Consider the following 17,988-nt stretch of genomic DNA (forward strand, 5'->3'; position numbering starts at 1 on the left):
GCTTTCAAGTGCAGAATAATCTGAAGGGTGTATCTTGTAGATACCTTAATCTACCATAAATATCCATTCTTGTCAAAACCCCCGGCGACGCATTACTATTTGGTACGGTAGTCCAAGCGAACCCTATTTATTCCTGTTCGCCTTCGATAATTGAAATCATAATGGCGTTTTCCACCCGCCGCCGCTCAATTTCACAGCTAACGAAATGAGGTTTCATAATGGTGCCATTAAAATTATAGGCATTGGCATGACAACCGCCACCGCAGAAATATTTGGCCCAGCAGGTTTGACACGCTTCTTTTTCTAACAGATTGCCAGCATCAAAGATTTTTTTGATCTCGCCGTTGGTGATGCCACTTCTCACATCGCCCATTTTAAAGGCCTCATTGCCGACAAACTGATGACAGGGGTAGATATCCCCTTCTGGCGTCACAGCAACATAATCCTTGCCGGCCCCACATCCAGACAGACGTTTGTAGACACAAGGACCATGATCCAGATCGACATTAAAATGAAAAAAGTTATAATGAAGCCCCTCCTGATGGCGTTTCAGGTAAGCCAGAGCCAGCGCATCGTATTCTTCCATAATGGTGGGCAGATCCGACTCGGTCAGGGCGTAATCATGTGTCGCTTCGGCCACAACTGGTTCCACCGAAATACTTGTAAAACCTTCTTTTGCCAAGAACTCTACATCCTTGGCAAAATCAAGATTATGATGGGTATAGGTTCCCCGGACATAGTGGTCTTTGTCACCGCGCATTTTTGCCATCGCTTTGATATTATCAATAATCACATCAAAGGAGCCCCGATCATTGATGGTTTGTCGCATCTGGTCGTTGACTTCTTTACGGCCATCCAGACTGAGGACAATATTATCCATCGTCTCATTGAGATATTCCCGAGTTTTTGCATCAAGCAGCACCCCATTGGTCGTCATCGTAAATTTAAATTTCTTATCGTATTTGGCGGCCATTTCATTACCGTAAACCACCAATTGTTTGACGACATCGAGGTTCATCAGCGGTTCGCCACCAAAAAAATCCACTTCCAGATTTTCTCGGTTTTTGGATTGTTCGATGATAAAATCAATGGCTTTTTTCCCCACTTCCAGCGGCATCAACAGTTTTTCGCCATCAAAGTCTCCTTGGGCGGCAAAACAGTAAGAACATTTCAGATTACAGTCATGGGCCACATGAAGACAAAGCGCCTTAATCAAATCGTTATTGGCATAGTTTTCCCGGTGATAGTTGATTTCTCGAAATAATAGCCCGGCCGCTTTGACGCTATCCAATTCATCGAGGCATTCATTGAGTTCAATCACTGAATAGTGTTCTTCAAAGTCTTTTATTATTTCAGCTCTAGTTTTAACTTGATAGTGATCCAGCAACGCAAAGGTCAGTTCGTCCACCGTCAGCACCGTACTGGTGTCCACGTCCAAAACGATGTTAAGGCCGTTCTTTTGATATTTATGTATCATTTTTTCTCCTCGATTCTTGTATCATCAAAAAAAGACTATCTCTTACGAGACAGCCCCTTTCAGGCTTGTTTGCTATTTTTCAGTTTGTTTACATTTTTGGTTTCCTACGGTGCAGGAAGTTTTACAGGCTGATTGACAGGAAGTTTGACATTCCCCACACCCTCTGTTTTTCACGTCAGTGAGTTTACCTTCTTTAATGATTTTAATGTGCTTCAAATTATTCACTCCCCTCAATCTTTATTTCGATCAGACAATGGCAGGTTAATGAACCGTCGCTGTCTGTATTTAATTATTTTTTTTCGTCAATTTCTTCAAATTCGGCGTCGACAATGACTTCTTCCTGATCCAGATCTGGCAACTCTTCAAAATCGTCTTCTACTGTTTCTGCAACAGCGTCCCCAACATTGACTACTCGAGCAATGGCCGATTTAGTGATCAGCGCCTTATTGTAATCTGGCAATAATTCGATCGTGACGTTTTCTTCACCAATCGCATAAATAATTCCATAAAACCCGCCAATTGTAACAATTTCATCCCCTGGTTTCATACTTGAGCGCATTTCTTTAACTTCTTTTTGTTGTTTTTGTTGTGGTCTTAGAACAAAGAAATAGAAAAATACAAGTACTAAAATCAAAGGAAGAATGAGTGTAAAATCAATTCCAAACATTCACATTCTCCTTCATCTTATTCAGCTATGCCGAATTTTTCAAAGAAAGCTTCTTTATAGGCTAATAAACTGTCATCCATTATGGCCTGTCGAATTTTCTTCATCGTTACAAGTGTAAAGTATAAGTTATGATATGTCAATAACCTGGCCCCTAAAATTTCATTGGTTTTAATGAGATGCCGAATGTAAGCCCGGGTGTAGTTTCGACAAACGAAACAATCACATTCCGGATCAACCGGCGTAAAATCTTCCTTGTAGGTGGCATTACGAACCACTACCTTGCCATGGCTGGTAAAAGCCGTACCGTTTCTAGCGATCCGGCTTTGGAGCACACAATCAAACATATCAATACCCCGAATGGTGCCTTCAAAAAGCGCATCCAAAGAACCAACCCCCATTAAATACCGGGGTTTATCTTTTGGCAGTAGCGGCGTGGTGGTGTCCAGCATCCGGTACATCACATCTTTGGGTTCACCCACACTCAGTCCGCCAATGGAGTAACCGGGGAAACCAATGTCGGTAAGTTGTGCTACACTTTGAGCCCGCAGGTCGGAAAACATGCCACCTTGAACAATGCCAAACAAGGCCTGATCGTCTGGCCGCTTATGGGCCTCCTTACAACGTTTTGCCCAGCGGGTGGTCATTTCCATCGATTTTTTGGTGTACTCATAATCGGCACCGGCCGGAGCGCATTCATCAAAGCACATAATAATATCAGCGCCGATGGCGTTTTGCATATCAATGGCTTTTTCCGGGGTCATAAAATGTTTGGATCCGTCCAGATGTGAAATAAATTCAACGCCTTCTTCAGTAATCTTTCTTAAATCATTTAAAGAAAATACCTGAAATCCGCCACTGTCTGTGAGCACCGGCCGGTTCCAGTTCATAAACTTGTGAATACCACCGGCCTTTTCCATTACCTCCTGACCGGGTCGCAAATAAAGATGATAGGTATTTCCCAGAATAACATTAGCATCCATCTCCACTAAATCTTCGGATGAAAGGGACTTCACCGTCGCCTGGGTTCCCACTGGCATAAAGATCGGGGTATTAATGATGCCACGTTTAGTATGGATCTTCCCCAGTCTGGCTCCGGTGTCTTTGCACTCCTTAATTAACTCATAACGAAATTCACTCATTCTTTTCTCCTAATCGTCTTTTTACTCAATCAACATCGCGTCACCAAAGCTAAAAAAGCGATACTTCCAATCAATGGCACTTTGGTAGGCTTTCATAATGGCTTCCCGGTTATAAAAGGCCGACACCAGCATCAATAGGGTGGATTCTGGTAGATGGAAGTTCGTAATCAACACATCCACCACCTCCCACTGATAGCCGGGGTAAATAAAAATATCCGTCACTCCGGTATAGGCAGTTACCTCGCCGTCATGCAGCTTGGCGTTACTTTCCAGGGTTCGCACTGAGGTGGTGCCGACGGCGATAACCCGACCACCTCTTTCCCTGGTTCGCTTAATGGCCTTGGCGGTTTCTTCCGGTACCTCGTAATATTCTTCATGCATATGATGTTCTTCAATCACATCACATTTTACTGGACGAAAGGTACCAATCCCCACATGGAGAGTCACCTCGGCAATTTCCACTCCCATCGCTTCAATTTTCTGAAGCAGATCCGGTGTGAAATGGAGCCCGGCAGTGGGCGCTGCTGATGAGCCGTCATGTTTGGCATAGACAGTCTGATAGCGGTTATTGTCCTTTAGGGTTTCGTGAATATACGGCGGAACCGGCATCAGGCCGATCTCATCGATAATTTCCTCAAAAACGCCCAAATATTCAAAACTGATAATCCGCAGTCCACCCTGGGTGGTTCCGGTAATCTCACCCTTAAGCTCCGGACTAAACACAATCCGAGCACCAACCCGAGCCCGCTTTCCCGGTTTGACCATGATTTCCCAGTCTTTTTGAGACAGATGTCGCAACAGCAGGATTTCCACCTTGCCCCCGGTATCTTCGCGGGTACCAAACAGCCGACCTGGCAACACCTTGGTGTTATTCATCACCAGTAAATCCCCGGGCCTTAAATAATTCGTCACTTCAAAGAAGTTCTGATCGGCAATGGTGTTTTTTTCTCTATTAATCACCATTAACCGGGAATTGTCTCTTTTTTCCAAAGGACTCTGAGCGATCAGTTCATCCGGGAGATCATAATAAAAGTCAGTTTTATCCATCTATTTCTTCCTCGTTGTCATAAAAATTTATTTTTAATTGCTGCGGATTAAGGGCCTCATTCATTAATTCTTCTAACCCCAAATGGGCATAACCACGACTGGTGATCACCCGCCCCCGGGGTGTTTTCGAAAGAAATCCCAATTGAATCAGATAGGGTTCATAGACCTCTTCAATGGTATTTTTCTCTTCACCAATGGCGGCGGCCAGGGTGTCGATCCCCACCGGTCCGCCATCAAACTTTTCGACAATGGTCCGGAGCATGATCCGATCAATCTCGTCCAGACCGACTGCATCGACTTCAAAAAGTTCCAGCGCTTCGCGGGTAATCTTAAGATCAATGACGCCGCGGCCTTCAATTTCGCAATAATCGCGAACCCGTTTTAACAGCCGATTGGCAATTCGCGGCGTCCCGCGGGAACGGATGGCCAGCTCAACGGCTCCTTCATCATCCATTTCAATTCCGATAATGCCGGATGAACGGCGGATAATCGTAGCCAGCTCCTCAGGATTATACAGTTCCAATCGCTGGATCACTCCAAAGCGATCCCGTAGCGGTGAGGTCAGCAGTCCTACCCGGGTGGTGGCGCCAATTAAGGTAAAGGGCGGTAGCTCCAGCCGGATCGAGCGGGCGCCCGGACCTTTGCCGATGATGATATCCAGGGCATAATCTTCCATAGCCGGGTATAAAACCTCTTCGACCGCGCGTTGCAGCCGATGGATCTCATCAATAAAGAGGATATCTCCTTCTTTTAAGCTCGTCAGAATGGCGGCCAGATCGCCGGCCTTTTCAATCGCCGGACCAGAGGTGGTTTTTATCCCCACCCCCATTTCCCGGGCAATAATGTTAGCCAGGGTTGTTTTCCCCAGCCCCGGCGGACCGTATAATAGTACATGATCCAGGCTTTCACTTCGTTTTTGGGCGGCTTTTATAAAGATCCCCATCTGCTTCTTAACCTTTTCCTGACCAATGTACTCATCCAGACCCTGCGGTCTTAAATTCTTCTCTATTTCAACATCCAATTCCGTAAAATCGGAAGTGATAATTCGTTCCTTCATGGATTATCGTCCTTTCAATGGATTGGCCGAACGGAGCGCACCAGTAATCAGTTCTTCAATACTGCTTGCGGGGGTAAATGCCCGGGATACCATCTCAGAAGCTTCCGATAAACTATAGCCCAAACCCACCAGTCCGTTAACAGCCTGGGCGACATTATCGTCTTTTCCCCGTAAGTCAACGACCTTAAGGTCGCCCACCGTTACATCCTTATAGCGATCTTTAAGCTCCAGAATAATCCGGCTGGCGGTTTTAATCCCGATTCCCGGTGCCTTGGCAATGCTCTTTGGATCATCACTAACGATATGTCCAATCAGTTCGTTTCGGCTAAACTGAGACAAGAGTCCCATCGCCGCTTTAGGTCCAATTCCAGAAATCCCGATCATGGTTCTAAAAATTTCCCGTTCATCGGTGGTCGCAAAACCATAAAGCGACACCTCGTCTTCTTTAATCACCTGATGAAGATGCAGCTTTACCTCAGAATGCAGATTAGGCAGCTCATTTAGTGTATTGGTGGATACCTTTACCTTGTATCCCATGCGGTTTAGATCAATGACCACATAATCCATGGCTTGCTCTTCCAGGCTCCCGATCATATATTCGTACATAAAGCCCTCCTTCAAAATTTAAACATGCTTTACCTATTGTACCAAAACGAAAAAATATTTCAACACAAAAAAAGCACCCTTAGGTGCTATCCCAATGTGTCGTACTCCATTTTTGACGCCCTAGCGAAAGCTAAGTGGGTGTCTTGTCTCTAATTTCTGCTTTCCACTGAATATCCAAGATAAACGAGGCTTAACATCTGCTAGCGAACAATCAGACTCCCTGAGTATTGATGTAGGTTCAAAAATAAAGTTAAAACGAACACTTTGGGATAATCTAATTATACACGGTTTTCTCCAGAAATCAAAGGATAAATTTTTGTTGGCCATCAGCAGACAAATTCATCGTTTTCAACTCGCCTGAGTTTATAGCAGAATATCCAGTGCCGAGCGGATATTATCGACCGGGAAAACTTCCATTCCGGCTACTTTTAAACCCTTTTGGTTCCCTTTAGGAATAATACAGCGTTTAAAGCCTAATTTTTTTCCTTCGATGAGCCGTTTTTCAATATGCTGAATGTTTCGCACCTCACCGGTTAATCCGACCTCACCCAGGATCATCAAATCGCCAGGGATTTGAAAATCCCGGAGGCTGGAATAAAGCACCGCGATCACCCCAAGATCCAAAGCGGGTTCATCCACCTTGATGCCACCCACCACATTGATATAAGCATCCACCGACTGCATCTGAATCCCCAGTCGTTTTTCCATAATCGCCATTAATAGCACCATCCGGTTATAATCCATGCCGGTTGCCATCCGCCGGGGATTCCCAAAACCGGTGGCCGAAACCAGACCTTGAAGCTCAATTAGTAGTGGTCGGGTACCCTCGATACAGGGCACGACCACCGAACCGCAGGTATTTTTGGGGCGGCTGTCGAGCATCATTTCCGATGGATTAGCCACCGACTCCAGACCATTTTCGGTCATTTCGAAAATGCCGATCTCATTGGTGGAACCAAAACGGTTTTTAACCCCCCGCAGCACCCGATAGGCGTGATATTTTTCGCCCTCAAAATAGAGCACCGTATCGACCATATGCTCTAAAACGCGCGGTCCGGCAATGGCACCATCTTTGGTGACATGGCCGACCAGCACCATCGAGATATTGTCTTTTTTGGCCAATTGCATTAAAGCACCGGTGTTTTCCCGGATCTGGCTGACACTTCCCGGAGCTGAGGTGATATCCGGGCTGTACATGGTTTGAATCGAGTCGATGATCACAATATCCGGCCGTTCTTCCAGAATAATGGTAAGCAGATAAGGGATATTAATCTCTGATAAAAAGGAAATGTTTTCGGATTTAACATGCATCCGTTCGCCCCGCATTTTTAATTGCTGTTCCGACTCTTCCCCGGAAATATAGAGAATTTTGTAGCCCTGATTACCGAGCGCCTCGGTAGTCTGCAGTAACAGCGTTGACTTCCCGATCCCCGGGTCGCCGCCGAGCAGAATCATCCCTCCCGGCACAATCCCGCCGCCTAAAACCCGGTCAAACTCTTCATTGCGAGTGGGATACCGGGTATCTCCGGTAAAGGTAATCTCAGCCAGTGATTTCGGGCGGGAATAAACGCCCCGCTCCCGGGTATTTTCCTTGCTCCCCATTTTGGCAAGATCCAGTTCCTCTACCATGGTATTCCACTTTTCGCACTCGGGGCATTTCCCCATCCATTTGGGTGAATCATAACCACAGTTCTGACAGACAAAAATACTTTTTTTCTTGGCCATGTTTCCCCCTTATTTTTCTACTCGATCCATTTATAAATCAGGTAACCCATCAAACCACCAATTAAATTCAAGATAATATCATCGATATCCGCCCGGCGGCTGGCCAGAAATAAATACTGGATCAGCTCGATGGTACAGGTGGTGCCTAATATTACCATAAATGCATGAAAGAAATTAACCTTGATTTTTCTTGATAAAGGATATAACAAACCCAAAGGCATAAACAAAATAATGTTTCCCGCCAGATTTTTAAAAGAATCAGTAAAGGTGTATAACACAATTTCAGTTGGATCTGTTGGTTTAGTCGCCAGAAATTCCCAATTAATAAAGCCATTCACCACAATATCATAAAAAAAGTTATCAATGGTGGTAAGCGGCACTAAATTAAAAGTCGTTTCGTAGGTAATATTCGTTGCGTCGGGTAATAGGGTCAGGATAAATAAAAATCCCAGATAAGCCAGTAAAAGCAGCTTAAATAGAAATGTAACCCGCTTGTTTTTGCTCATATATTCGTCCTTCCTAAGTTGATTAGCTTTGATAAAGCCTTGCCATTATAACGAATAAACCTTTAAAAAACCACAGAGTTTTGTTTTTTTCTCCGTTAATGACTAAATATCCAGTTTTAAATCCCCATCTTTAATCCAGCCTCTGGCATGGAGAACGCGGTAAAACAGATAGGTCAATAGACCCGGAAGAATAAATTGAAGCAAGGCAATCCCGGCAACAATATTAAACGTCGAATCTCCAGCTTCCGTCATCGCCATGACCGTCCCAATTTGCCCCACAAAACCACAGGTACCCATTCCTGACGCAATCGGCGTATTCTTCATCTGAAAAACAGTGGTAGCAAAGGGTCCTAAAATAGCAGATGCCAGAGTGGGAGGAATCCAGATCTTCCAGTTCTTGATGATATTGGGCATTTGGATCATCGAGGTTCCAATCCCCTGAGCAGCCAGACCGCCGACACCATTATCCCGATAGCTCTGTATCGCAAAACCGACCATCTGACAACAGCAGCCAACCGTAGCCGCCCCCCCGGCAAGACCTGAAAGTCCCAGCATAATACATAAGGCCGCACTGGAAATCGGCAGGGTTAGCACAATCCCGACGATAACAGCGATAACAGCACCCATAATAATCGGTTGCTGCACCGTTGCCCACATAATCACTTCTCCTAAACCAACCATCAATGCCCCGATCGGTGGGCCAACAACCATCGCAGTCAGAGATCCCATCATCATCGTCACAAAGGGGGTAACCAATATATCTACCTTCGTCTCGCCAGAAACAGCCTTCCCAAATTCTGCGCCCACCGCCGCGGCAAAAAAAGCACCGGCCGGCCCACCCAGGGTATTTCCCAGAGCACCCGCCACGGTAATGGAAAAAAGCACCAAAGGCGGTGCCTTTAAACTATAAGCAACTGCAACCGCAATCGCCGGGCCGGTCATCGCCATGGCTACCGGCCAAAGCGTTTCACTTAAAAAAGGAATATGAAATAAAATCCCGATCTGATTGAGGATACTCCCCATCAGCAGGGTTCCAAATAACCCAAAAGCCATGTATTTCAGGGCTTCCATTAAATAGCGCTGAACCGAGAACTGGATATCCTTCTGCTGCAAAAAATCCTTGAACCCCGAGTATTTTTTTTCTTTCTCCATAACAACTCACTCCTTGCTTCCTTTTAAATTTGATCATCTAGAATGTTCTCTATATTAAAGTGCTCGGGCCATTTACCCAATCACAGACACAAGAAAAAATACCGAAAGAAAGCCTCCGATATTTTTATTCTCTGTCTTAAATTAAGATACATTATTGTATCCGCATTAATTTAAAACTCAGTATTAATTTTTTACTATGGTAATTATAACCAACTTTATGGACTTTGTAAAGGGTTTCGATCGTTAGTTATTTATCTAACGATGAATCTGCTGCCAAAGCTTCAACTTTATCACAACAAAAGCTTTAGCATTTTTGTTTTTTCATGACAGGGCCACGTCAACAAACGCCTGTTCACCGCGGATAATCCTGGCGGTGCCGTTGGTTTTATCCTCAACCCAGGCTAAAAACCGGTTTGTATCGGCCACCGGGATCTCAAAGGATAGGGTTACCTTTTCACCAAAATCTTCATTCACCGGAATCACGTCCCGCTCTAATAAACCGCTACTCACGCCCCCATAACTGGTATAACTGAGCACCACCTGCAATTGGTCAGAAAACTGTTTTTTAACCACGCGGCAATGATTAAGAACATCGCTGGCACCACCGCCATAGGCCCGGATCAGACCGCCGGTGCCCAGCTTGATGCCGCCAAAATAGCGAATTACCACCACCAGCACATCTTTTAACTCCCGGTGATCAATGACCTCCAGAATCGGTTTGCCGGCGGTGCCGGAAGGTTCGCCATCATCGCTGGCTTTTTGGCGCCGGGGATTGGTATTGAGCACATAGGCCCAGCAGACATGGGTGGCCTTATAATGCTTTTTACGGATTTCGGCCAGAATCGCTTCTGCTTCCTCCTCCGCTTCAATATGAAAAACCAAATTGATAAAGCGAGACTTTTTGATTTCAAGTTCGGTTTCATCCGGGATTAGAACCGTATTATAATCATCCACCTTTATACCTCTGTTACCTGATACTTCAAAAAAAGATGAATCGGAAAATCATCAGTCATTACAATGGTGACCAGATTGCCCTCTGCCTGGTAATCAATTTCCTGAACCACCTTCATTTCATGCAATTGCGCCAGCGCTTTGTTGTCATCATAGGGAATCAATAGCTTTATTTCTCTTTTTTCCCCAACGAGTACCCGACTCACTGCTTCAAATAAAATATCGACTTCGAGCTTTTCTTTAGCAGAAATATAGAGGGTCAGCTCATCGACGGCTTCCTGATTTTTAAGCAAAAAGGCTTCCCGGTCCGCCTCGGTCAATTTATCGATTTTGTTATAGACCATCATCACTTTTTTGTTGCCCGCACCGATATCCATAAGAACCTGATTAACCACGGTGATTTGGGCCTCGTAATTATGATTGGAAACATCAACCACATGAAGCAGCAAATCCGCTGTCTCCACTTCCATCAGGGTGGTCTTAAAGGCCTTAATTAAATCATGAGGCAGCTTATCGATAAAGCCAACGGTATCCGAGACCAGATAATCCCCCTGTTCCGGATCGACCTTTCTAAGGGTCGAATCCAGGGTGATAAAGAGACCATCTTTGGTCACCACCTCACTTTGAGTCAGGTGATTAAACAAGGTGCTTTTGCCGGAGTTGGTATAGCCGATTAAACCAACCGTTTTAATTTTATTTTTTCCGCGCTGAACGGCATTGAGCTGATTGCTTTTATTGATCCGTTCAATTCGGGCTTCCAGTTCTTCTAACTGTTTGCGAATATGACGCCGATCGGTTTCTAATTTCTTTTCACCGGGGCCGCGGGTACCGATGCCGCCGCCGGTTCGGGACATGACAATCCCCAATCCTTTTAGATGGCTCATCCGATATTTCTGCTGGGCCAATTCCACCTGCAGCTTGCCTTCTTTGGTTTTGGCATGACGGGCAAAAATATCCAGAATAATGGTGGTTCGATCCACCGTTTTGGTTCCGGTGGCTGCTTCGATATTGGCAATCTGGCGAGCGTTCAACTCGTCATTGGCGACAATCAGATTGATGTCATTGTTCTGAATCACCTTGATCAGTTCCGAAAGCTTGCCCTTGCCCACATAAAAGGTGGTATCAATCTGGCTTCTGGCCTGACAAACCTGTTCCAGTACGGTTCCTCCGGCTGTTTTTACCAGTTGCTGCAATTCTTCCATCGAGTCAACCAGCTCTACCCCTTTGTTTCCGGGCAGATCCAAACCAATCAGCAAGGCGCGCTCTTCTTCATCTTCGGAATCAAACTTATTGTCAGGATCGTCTTTGATAAACCGATCTGCCAATAGAATGTAATGCTCCAACGGAAACGTATTGAGCTCCTTCAGGGTTTTAAACAATGCCTGACCATATTCCATCGTCGCTTCTTCAACCACTGGCACACCGATGCTAAAGCTTACTGGTATTTTTTCATCCACCCCAATGGCAATAATGCACTGGAGATTCTGCTTTTTTGCTGCTGAAAAATCCTCGTCAGACAGTCGCGGATTGCCACCGGGATGGGTGTGAATCACCCGGTATTTATTGAGCGCCTTAACGTGATATAACATTTCGGCATTACCGATATTGACCGTCGCTGCATCCCCGATATTCACCCACTGAACCCGGTTTTTGTCATTGGTGCAGATCAGCACTTCTCGCTTCGTTGCCAGGGTCAACCGTTTCATGATTTCTAACACATATTCATCCAAAAGAACCTGGTTTTCCATTTCATAACCAACCAGGTCATCCAACTCTTTTATATAGCTTTGGCGAATGCCACTTTTATTATTATCTGCCATTATTTTTTCCTTTTATCTTAATAAAATGATTTGTAAAATGATTAATCGAATGACTTATTATAACACAAAAACCAGGCAAAATGATTGCCTGGTCAGGTTTTCTGTAAACTACCGTACCGACCAATTGTTAATCTGTTGTTCGCCGCGCCATGCGAAATCTGCTACGCTCCTTTCGCATTGGTCGCGGGCAGTCGCCAACTATAAGCAAGCTTATGATTGGCTCGTTGCCTGCGCGCAGAATCGGACAGGCTCTGCCGTGTCCGCTCCGATGCGTACAACATGATATAACAATTGTCGGTACTGCTTCAGTTGTTTATTCATAATTTTATCAAAATAAAAAACTAATCTGAAAAAGTCATAAATTATGAACTAGAGTGTGACCACTTCAGATTCGGCCACGGCTGTGGCCATCATCTCTACCATCATTTCCGAAATCTTTTCTTCGGAACGTAGCATCTCCGAAACCTTTGGTTTGGTTTCCGGATGTTTGGGCACAAAAATGGTACAGCAATCTTCATAGGGTAGGATCGAAGTTTCAAAGGTGCCAATGGTTTCGGCAATCTTGACAATTTCAGTTTTATCAAAACCAATCAGCGGTCTAAAAACTGGCATTTCGGCCACTGCATTGGTAGCCGCCAACCCTTCCATCGTCTGGCTGGCAACCTGACCCAGGCTTTCCCCGGTAATCATCGCCTTGGCCCCTTCGTTATTGGCAATCATCTCAGCAATCCGCATCATATAGCGACGCATAATAATGGTCGTCTGCCGATCCGGACACATTTCCACAATCTTGGTTTGGATCTCGGTAAAGGGTACGACAAAGAGTTTGATTTTGCCGCAATACTGACTCATGATCTTAGCCAGATCGATAACCTTTTCCTTGGTCCGGTCACTGGTGAAGGGGAAGCTGTGGAAATAGACGCCAATGACTTCGACCCCCCGCTTAGCCATCAGATAACCGGCCACCGGACTATCGATGCCGCCGGATAATAAAAGTGCCCCTTTGCCGCTGCAGCCGACCGGCAAACCGCCGTTGCAAGCAATAAACTGATGATACATATAGGTCTGTTCGCGAACTTCCACCCACAGATTTAAATCCGGGCTGTGAATATCGACGGTGATACCCGTAACGTTATCCAACACCACTTCACCCAGACGACAGCATAGATCGGGGGATTTGATCGGGAAGGTTTTATCGCCCCGTTTGGCGGTGATCTTAAAGGTTTTGATGTCCTGTGCCGATCGTACCTGCTCAATGGCATTTTCTTCAATCGCCGTAATATCACTGTCAATGACGATAGCCGGGCTAATGGAGACAATCCCGAATACTTTTTGCACCCGCTCCATGGCCCGGTTTAGATCTTCATCGCTGACATTAACAATCAAGCGCCCCTGTATTTTTTTAACCTTTGCCGATGGTACACTGCGCAGGGTAGTTCTGATATTTTTTGCCAATAATTCGATAAAATAATTACGGTTCAACCCTTTTAGGGCAATCTCCCCGTATCGAACCAGAATAACATGTTCCATTATTTTTTTGCTCCTGTCATCTATTTTTTCTTGGTTTAACTAATAGCCGTAAGCTTGCCACTGCCTGGGCAATGGCTGCCACCGCGGGCTTAACATCGTCTTGGGTGATGTCATTTGAAAAGCTGATGCGAATGGTTCCTTCTTTATATTCTTCGGCCAGCCCAATCGCTTTAAGAACATACTGTTTCTCCTTTTTATGAGACGAACAGGCTGAGCCGGTAGAGACAAAAATCCCTTTGGCTTCGAGGCTGTGCAGCAACACCTCGCCCCGTACCCGGTTAAAGGAAACGTTGAGCACATAGGGACTGCCATTGAGATCCCCGTTTATTTTGATATCATCGATCTTCGCCTCGATTTCGTCGATAAAAGCAGCTCGCAGGTTTCTAATCACTTCAAACTCAGCGGTAAACGAGTCTTTCCGCAAACGAATGGCTTCTCCTAAACCAATAATTCCCGGGACATTTTCCGTCCCCGAACGCATATTGCTTTCCTGGCCGCCGCCCCGCAGCAACGGTTTAATATCCGTACCCTTTTTTATATAAACCGCACCCACCCCTTTAGGTCCAAAAATCTTATGGCCTGACAGCGTTAAAGCGTCCAACTGGCAAGCTTTAACATCGACGGGGATCTTCATAAAGCCCTGAACAAAATCGGCATGAAAAACACATTTGGGATTCACCATCTTGACGATCTTGCCAATCGCTTTTAGATCCTGAATGGTTCCCAGTTCATTGTTCACCCCCATAATGCTGACTAAGATGGTTTCTTCGTTGATCGCCGCTTTTAGTTGATCCTGGTCAATGTGTCCCTGGGTGTCTACCCCGAGAACAACGACTTCAATCTGATGGTTTTCATAAAAGGTAAATACATCCAGTACCGATGGGTGTTCAATCGCTGAGGTGATAATTCGCATTCGATTACGTTTTTTATTCTCTACCACCCCCTGGATAATCATATTATTACCTTCGGTTCCACCCGAAGTAAAATAGATTTCCGGGGTTTGGCAGTTCAGGCTTTGGGCGACTGCTTCCCGAACTTCCTTGATGGCTTGTTCACTCCGAATTCCCAAGCGGTGGAGTGATGATGGATTCCCATAGTTATTCATCAGGGCATCCATCATCTTCTTAGCAACCTGGGGATGGACCCTGGTGGTTGCCGCATTATCTAAATAAATTTCTTTCATCGTTTTGATCCTTCTCTCACGGGGTCAGGTTTTTACTGATCCGAATCAGCATTCCTCATCGAGAAAAATGCGGCTTCCCACTGCCGAACGTTGCCCCTGATATTTCCCCTGATAGGGGTTTAAGGCCATACCATCCATTTGGGCAAAGACCAGTTGGCAGATCCGTCGACCCTTTTCCAGTTTAATGGGCAGGCGGTTGGCATTATAAAGTTCCAGGGTAATCTCCCCTTCAAAGCCCGGATCCACCCATCCCGCATTCTGAATAAATAACCCCATCCGACCAATGGAGCTTCGTCCCTCCACAAAGGCCGTCAGGTTGCAGGGCAGCTTAATATACTCCATCGTTGTTGCCAAAAGAAACGAATTCGATGGAATAACAATCTCATCTGCTTCCATGGATATATACTTAATTTCGTCTGTAAGCGACATGGCCTCAAAATTATTCTCATCCAGTTTTAAAAAGCTGGTCCCCAAACGAATGTCCACGGATGCCGGCTGCACCTGGCCCTTTTCCAGTGGGTCGATGACCAACTCACCGCTTTCTAAATATTTATAAATGGTTTTATCCGATAAAATCATGTTTCCTCCAAAATTACAAAATTCTAAGTGCTTGTGAAATTTTCTCATTAATTGTATTATGGGTGCTGTAAATTTACAAGGTTAATTTTTAACTGTCTGATGGCATCTGTTGACACAAGTATTATCGCTAAGTGATCGCCACTTTTCTAAATTGTGTCGACTTTTTTTATAGCGTCACGATGGTCACCCCGGAGCCGCCTTCGTTCATCGCACCCAAACGGAACTCTTCGATTAAGGGGTTTCCTTTAAGGTATTCATGAATGATCTCCCGGAGCCTTCCGGTGCCCTTACCGTGGACAATTACAAGCTGCTTGTTGCCTGAGAGCATCGCGTCACCGATCATCTTATCGACCAGATATAGCGATTCTTCGCCATTTTTCCCACGGAGATCAAGCTTTGTATCCATCACATGACGATCCACCTTTTTATAAGTGACCTTTTTCTCTTCCGGCTTAGCCAGTGCCGTTGAAACACTCAGATCGCCGACATCGACCTTAAGCTTGATCATCTCCGCCTGAATCATGGCTTTATTTTCATTGGGAAGCAGGTTTAAAACCTCCCCTTCCCGGCGCAGGCTGTTGATGTAAACCTTCATCCCAACGCGAAGGTCATCCATCTCCAGAGCCGCCCCCTGATAATTTTGGGGTCGGCTGCCAAATTGATAAATATTTTTTTCTTTTTCTTTAATCCGCTTGCGAATCGCTTCCAGTTCTTTATTATCTTTAACCGCATTGGTCGTGGTTTCCTGAATGGTCCTTATTTCGCGATAAATTTCTTCGGTTTCGGCTCGCGTTTTTTTAACAATTTCCATCGCTTCTTCCTGAGCTTTTTGGAGCAGTGCTTTTTGTTCGTCGGCAAACTGCTGCTTTTGTCGATCCATTTGCCCTTTCAGAGCTTCGGTTTCCTGCTTCAGGCGAATGATGGCATCATGCTCGGCTTCAGTACGACGACGCTTTTCATCAATTTTAATCAGCGTTTCTTCAAAGCGGATGGCCTCATTCTTGATCAGTTCCCGGGCATTTTCAATGACCTCTTCACCGAGCCCCAAACGCATGGCGATTTCAAAGGCGTTGGATTTTCCCGGCACCCCAATTAACAGACGATAGGTCGGCCTCAGGGTTTTGACATCAAATTCAACACTGGCATTGACTACTCCCGGAGTAACCAGGGCGTATTCTTTCAGCTCGCTGTAATGGGTGGTCGATACACTGGTTACCCGGCGCAAATGCAGAGCATTAAGAATCGAAATGGCCAGCGCTGCTCCTTCGGTGGGGTCAGTGCCGGCACCCAGTTCATCAAACAATACCAGCGCGTTATGGTCTGCCTTATTCATAATCTCGACAATATTGGTCATATGAGAAGAGAAGGTACTAAGACTTTGCTCAATGCTTTGCTCATCCCCGATATCGGCAAAGATATCCGCAAAAATCCGGGTTTTACTGCCCTCCCGAACCGGGACAAAAAGCCCCGACTGAACCATCAGGTTCAATAACCCGATCGTTTTTAAGGAGACCGTTTTCCCTCCGGTATTTGGCCCGGTGATGACCATGGTATCGATGTCATCATCAAAATAAATATCTGAGGCGACAACCTGATCATCGGGAATCAGCGGATGCTTGGCCCGTAACAGCAAAATGGCACCGGTTTCGGTGACACTGGTTCTGACGCCATTGATGGTCAGGCCATACTTGCCTTTGCCAAACTGAAAATCCAAATCCACCAGGACATCATAATTACAAATAATTTCATCCCGCAAATCGGCCACCTTCTGGGTGAGATCTTTAAGAATCCGGACGATCTCCTGTTCTTCTTCAGTGACCAGGATTTTGATATCGTTGTTTAGTTCCACCACGGCCATCGGTTCAATAAAAAGGGTTGCGCCACTAGCCGACTTATCCAGAACAATCCCGGGAACCTGGCTGCGGTATTCCTGCTTGACAGGAATAACATAGCGATTGTTGCGGATCGTAACGATTTTTTCCTGAAGTATTTTTTCATAAGCGGTTGAACTGATCATATGGCTGAGTTTTTCGGTAATTCGCTTGTATTTAAACTGCATCTCCCGCCGAATCCGCGACAGTTCCCGGGAGGCGTTATCCGCCATTTCTTCTGGTCCCAGAATTTTTCGGCTTATTTCCTTTTCCAGTTCTTCACAGGTTTCCAGAGCGGCAAACAGATCCTTTAGTAACACCAGGGTATCCATCTGCGTATCGCCATGATAATAATTGTCCATGTCCCGGGCGATCCGCAGTAAGGTCGCAATCGACAACAATTCTTTCATCGACAGCATTGAGCCAATCGCCGCCCGCTTGACATAATCGCTGGTATTGGGTACCTCCGCTAAGGGTGGACGACCATTGCGAAGAATCATCCCCAGACTTTCGTTGGTTAAATCAAGGCCCCGATTAACTGCCGTCAGGCTTTCCATCGGCAACAGATGCTTCGCCTGCTCCTTCCCACCCTGGGTAACACAATGTTCTCCCAGACTTTTTAATATTTTATGATATTCCAAGACCTTCAAACTTCTTTGATCCATTTATTTCACTCCT

At 45.5% G+C, this 17,988-nt stretch carries 16 protein-coding genes and 1 other RNA gene; all 17 read right to left on the bottom strand.

Annotated elements, in window-relative coordinates:
• Positions 1–127: 127 nt before the first annotated feature.
• A complete protein-coding gene (gene scfB / locus ACIZ62_RS13150) occupies positions 128–1,477 on the bottom strand; it encodes a thioether cross-link-forming SCIFF peptide maturase (RefSeq protein ID WP_414150350.1) in 1,350 nt (449 codons plus the stop codon).
• A gap of 72 nt (positions 1,478–1,549) precedes the next feature.
• Positions 1,550–1,693, bottom strand: coding sequence for a six-cysteine ranthipeptide SCIFF (gene scfA / locus ACIZ62_RS13155; RefSeq protein ID WP_111889407.1), 144 nt, complete (start codon positions 1,691–1,693; stop codon positions 1,550–1,552).
• A gap of 73 nt (positions 1,694–1,766) precedes the next feature.
• Positions 1,767–2,144 (bottom strand): preprotein translocase subunit YajC, encoded by a 378-nt coding sequence (gene yajC / locus ACIZ62_RS13160; RefSeq protein ID WP_242988532.1) that lies wholly within the window; start codon positions 2,142–2,144, stop codon positions 1,767–1,769.
• A gap of 17 nt (positions 2,145–2,161) precedes the next feature.
• Positions 2,162–3,283 (bottom strand): tRNA guanosine(34) transglycosylase Tgt, encoded by a 1,122-nt coding sequence (tgt, locus tag ACIZ62_RS13165; protein WP_111889406.1) that lies wholly within the window; start codon positions 3,281–3,283, stop codon positions 2,162–2,164.
• Between the two features lie 21 nt (positions 3,284–3,304).
• Positions 3,305–4,330 (bottom strand): tRNA preQ1(34) S-adenosylmethionine ribosyltransferase-isomerase QueA, encoded by a 1,026-nt coding sequence (queA, locus tag ACIZ62_RS13170; protein ID WP_322519406.1) that lies wholly within the window; start codon positions 4,328–4,330, stop codon positions 3,305–3,307.
• Positions 4,323–5,387, bottom strand: a complete 1,065-nt coding sequence (gene ruvB / locus ACIZ62_RS13175; protein ID WP_414150351.1) for a Holliday junction branch migration DNA helicase RuvB — start codon at positions 5,385–5,387, stop codon at positions 4,323–4,325. The genes queA and ruvB overlap by 8 nt, the downstream gene beginning before the upstream one ends.
• Positions 5,388–5,390: 3 nt before the next feature.
• Entirely contained in the window at positions 5,391–5,993 is a 603-nt protein-coding gene (ruvA, locus tag ACIZ62_RS13180; protein ID WP_111889403.1) for a Holliday junction branch migration protein RuvA, read from the bottom strand.
• Between the two features lie 84 nt (positions 5,994–6,077).
• Positions 6,078–6,267: non-coding RNA, 6S RNA (ssrS, locus tag ACIZ62_RS13185), on the bottom strand.
• An 89-nt stretch (positions 6,268–6,356) separates the two neighbouring features.
• Entirely contained in the window at positions 6,357–7,718 is a 1,362-nt protein-coding gene (gene radA / locus ACIZ62_RS13190) for a DNA repair protein RadA (protein WP_111889402.1), read from the bottom strand.
• A gap of 17 nt (positions 7,719–7,735) precedes the next feature.
• Positions 7,736–8,224, bottom strand: coding sequence for a VanZ family protein (locus ACIZ62_RS13195; RefSeq protein ID WP_111889401.1), 489 nt, complete (start codon positions 8,222–8,224; stop codon positions 7,736–7,738).
• Positions 8,225–8,326: 102 nt separating this feature from the next.
• On the bottom strand, positions 8,327–9,376 hold the full coding sequence (locus tag ACIZ62_RS13200) for a PTS transporter subunit IIC (RefSeq protein WP_111889400.1): 1,050 nt from the start codon (positions 9,374–9,376) through the stop codon (positions 8,327–8,329).
• Positions 9,377–9,697: 321 nt separating this feature from the next.
• The gene (locus tag ACIZ62_RS13205; protein ID WP_111889399.1) at positions 9,698–10,330 is read right to left on the bottom strand and encodes a YigZ family protein; all 633 of its coding nucleotides are present in this window, start codon (positions 10,328–10,330) and stop codon (positions 9,698–9,700) included.
• Between the two features lie 2 nt (positions 10,331–10,332).
• Positions 10,333–12,147, bottom strand: a complete 1,815-nt coding sequence (gene hflX, locus ACIZ62_RS13210) for a GTPase HflX (RefSeq protein ID WP_111889398.1) — start codon at positions 12,145–12,147, stop codon at positions 10,333–10,335.
• A 369-nt stretch (positions 12,148–12,516) separates the two neighbouring features.
• Entirely contained in the window at positions 12,517–13,677 is a 1,161-nt protein-coding gene (gene thiI / locus ACIZ62_RS13215; protein WP_111889397.1) for a tRNA uracil 4-sulfurtransferase ThiI, read from the bottom strand.
• Positions 13,678–13,693: 16 nt separating this feature from the next.
• Positions 13,694–14,860 carry a cysteine desulfurase family protein gene (locus tag ACIZ62_RS13220; RefSeq protein ID WP_111889396.1) on the bottom strand — a complete coding sequence of 389 codons (1,167 nt, stop codon included), beginning with the start codon at positions 14,858–14,860 and terminating at the stop codon, positions 13,694–13,696.
• Between the two features lie 45 nt (positions 14,861–14,905).
• Positions 14,906–15,439: a dCTP deaminase gene (gene dcd, locus ACIZ62_RS13225; protein ID WP_111889395.1), complete on the bottom strand. Its 534-nt coding sequence runs from the start codon at positions 15,437–15,439 to the stop codon at positions 14,906–14,908.
• Positions 15,440–15,605: 166 nt separating this feature from the next.
• Positions 15,606–17,975 (bottom strand): endonuclease MutS2, encoded by a 2,370-nt coding sequence (locus ACIZ62_RS13230; RefSeq protein WP_414150352.1) that lies wholly within the window; start codon positions 17,973–17,975, stop codon positions 15,606–15,608.
• Between the last annotated feature and the right edge of the window lie 13 nt (positions 17,976–17,988).

Source organism: Acetobacterium carbinolicum (assembly GCF_047456275.1).
GTDB lineage: Bacteria > Bacillota > Clostridia > Eubacteriales > Eubacteriaceae > Acetobacterium > Acetobacterium carbinolicum.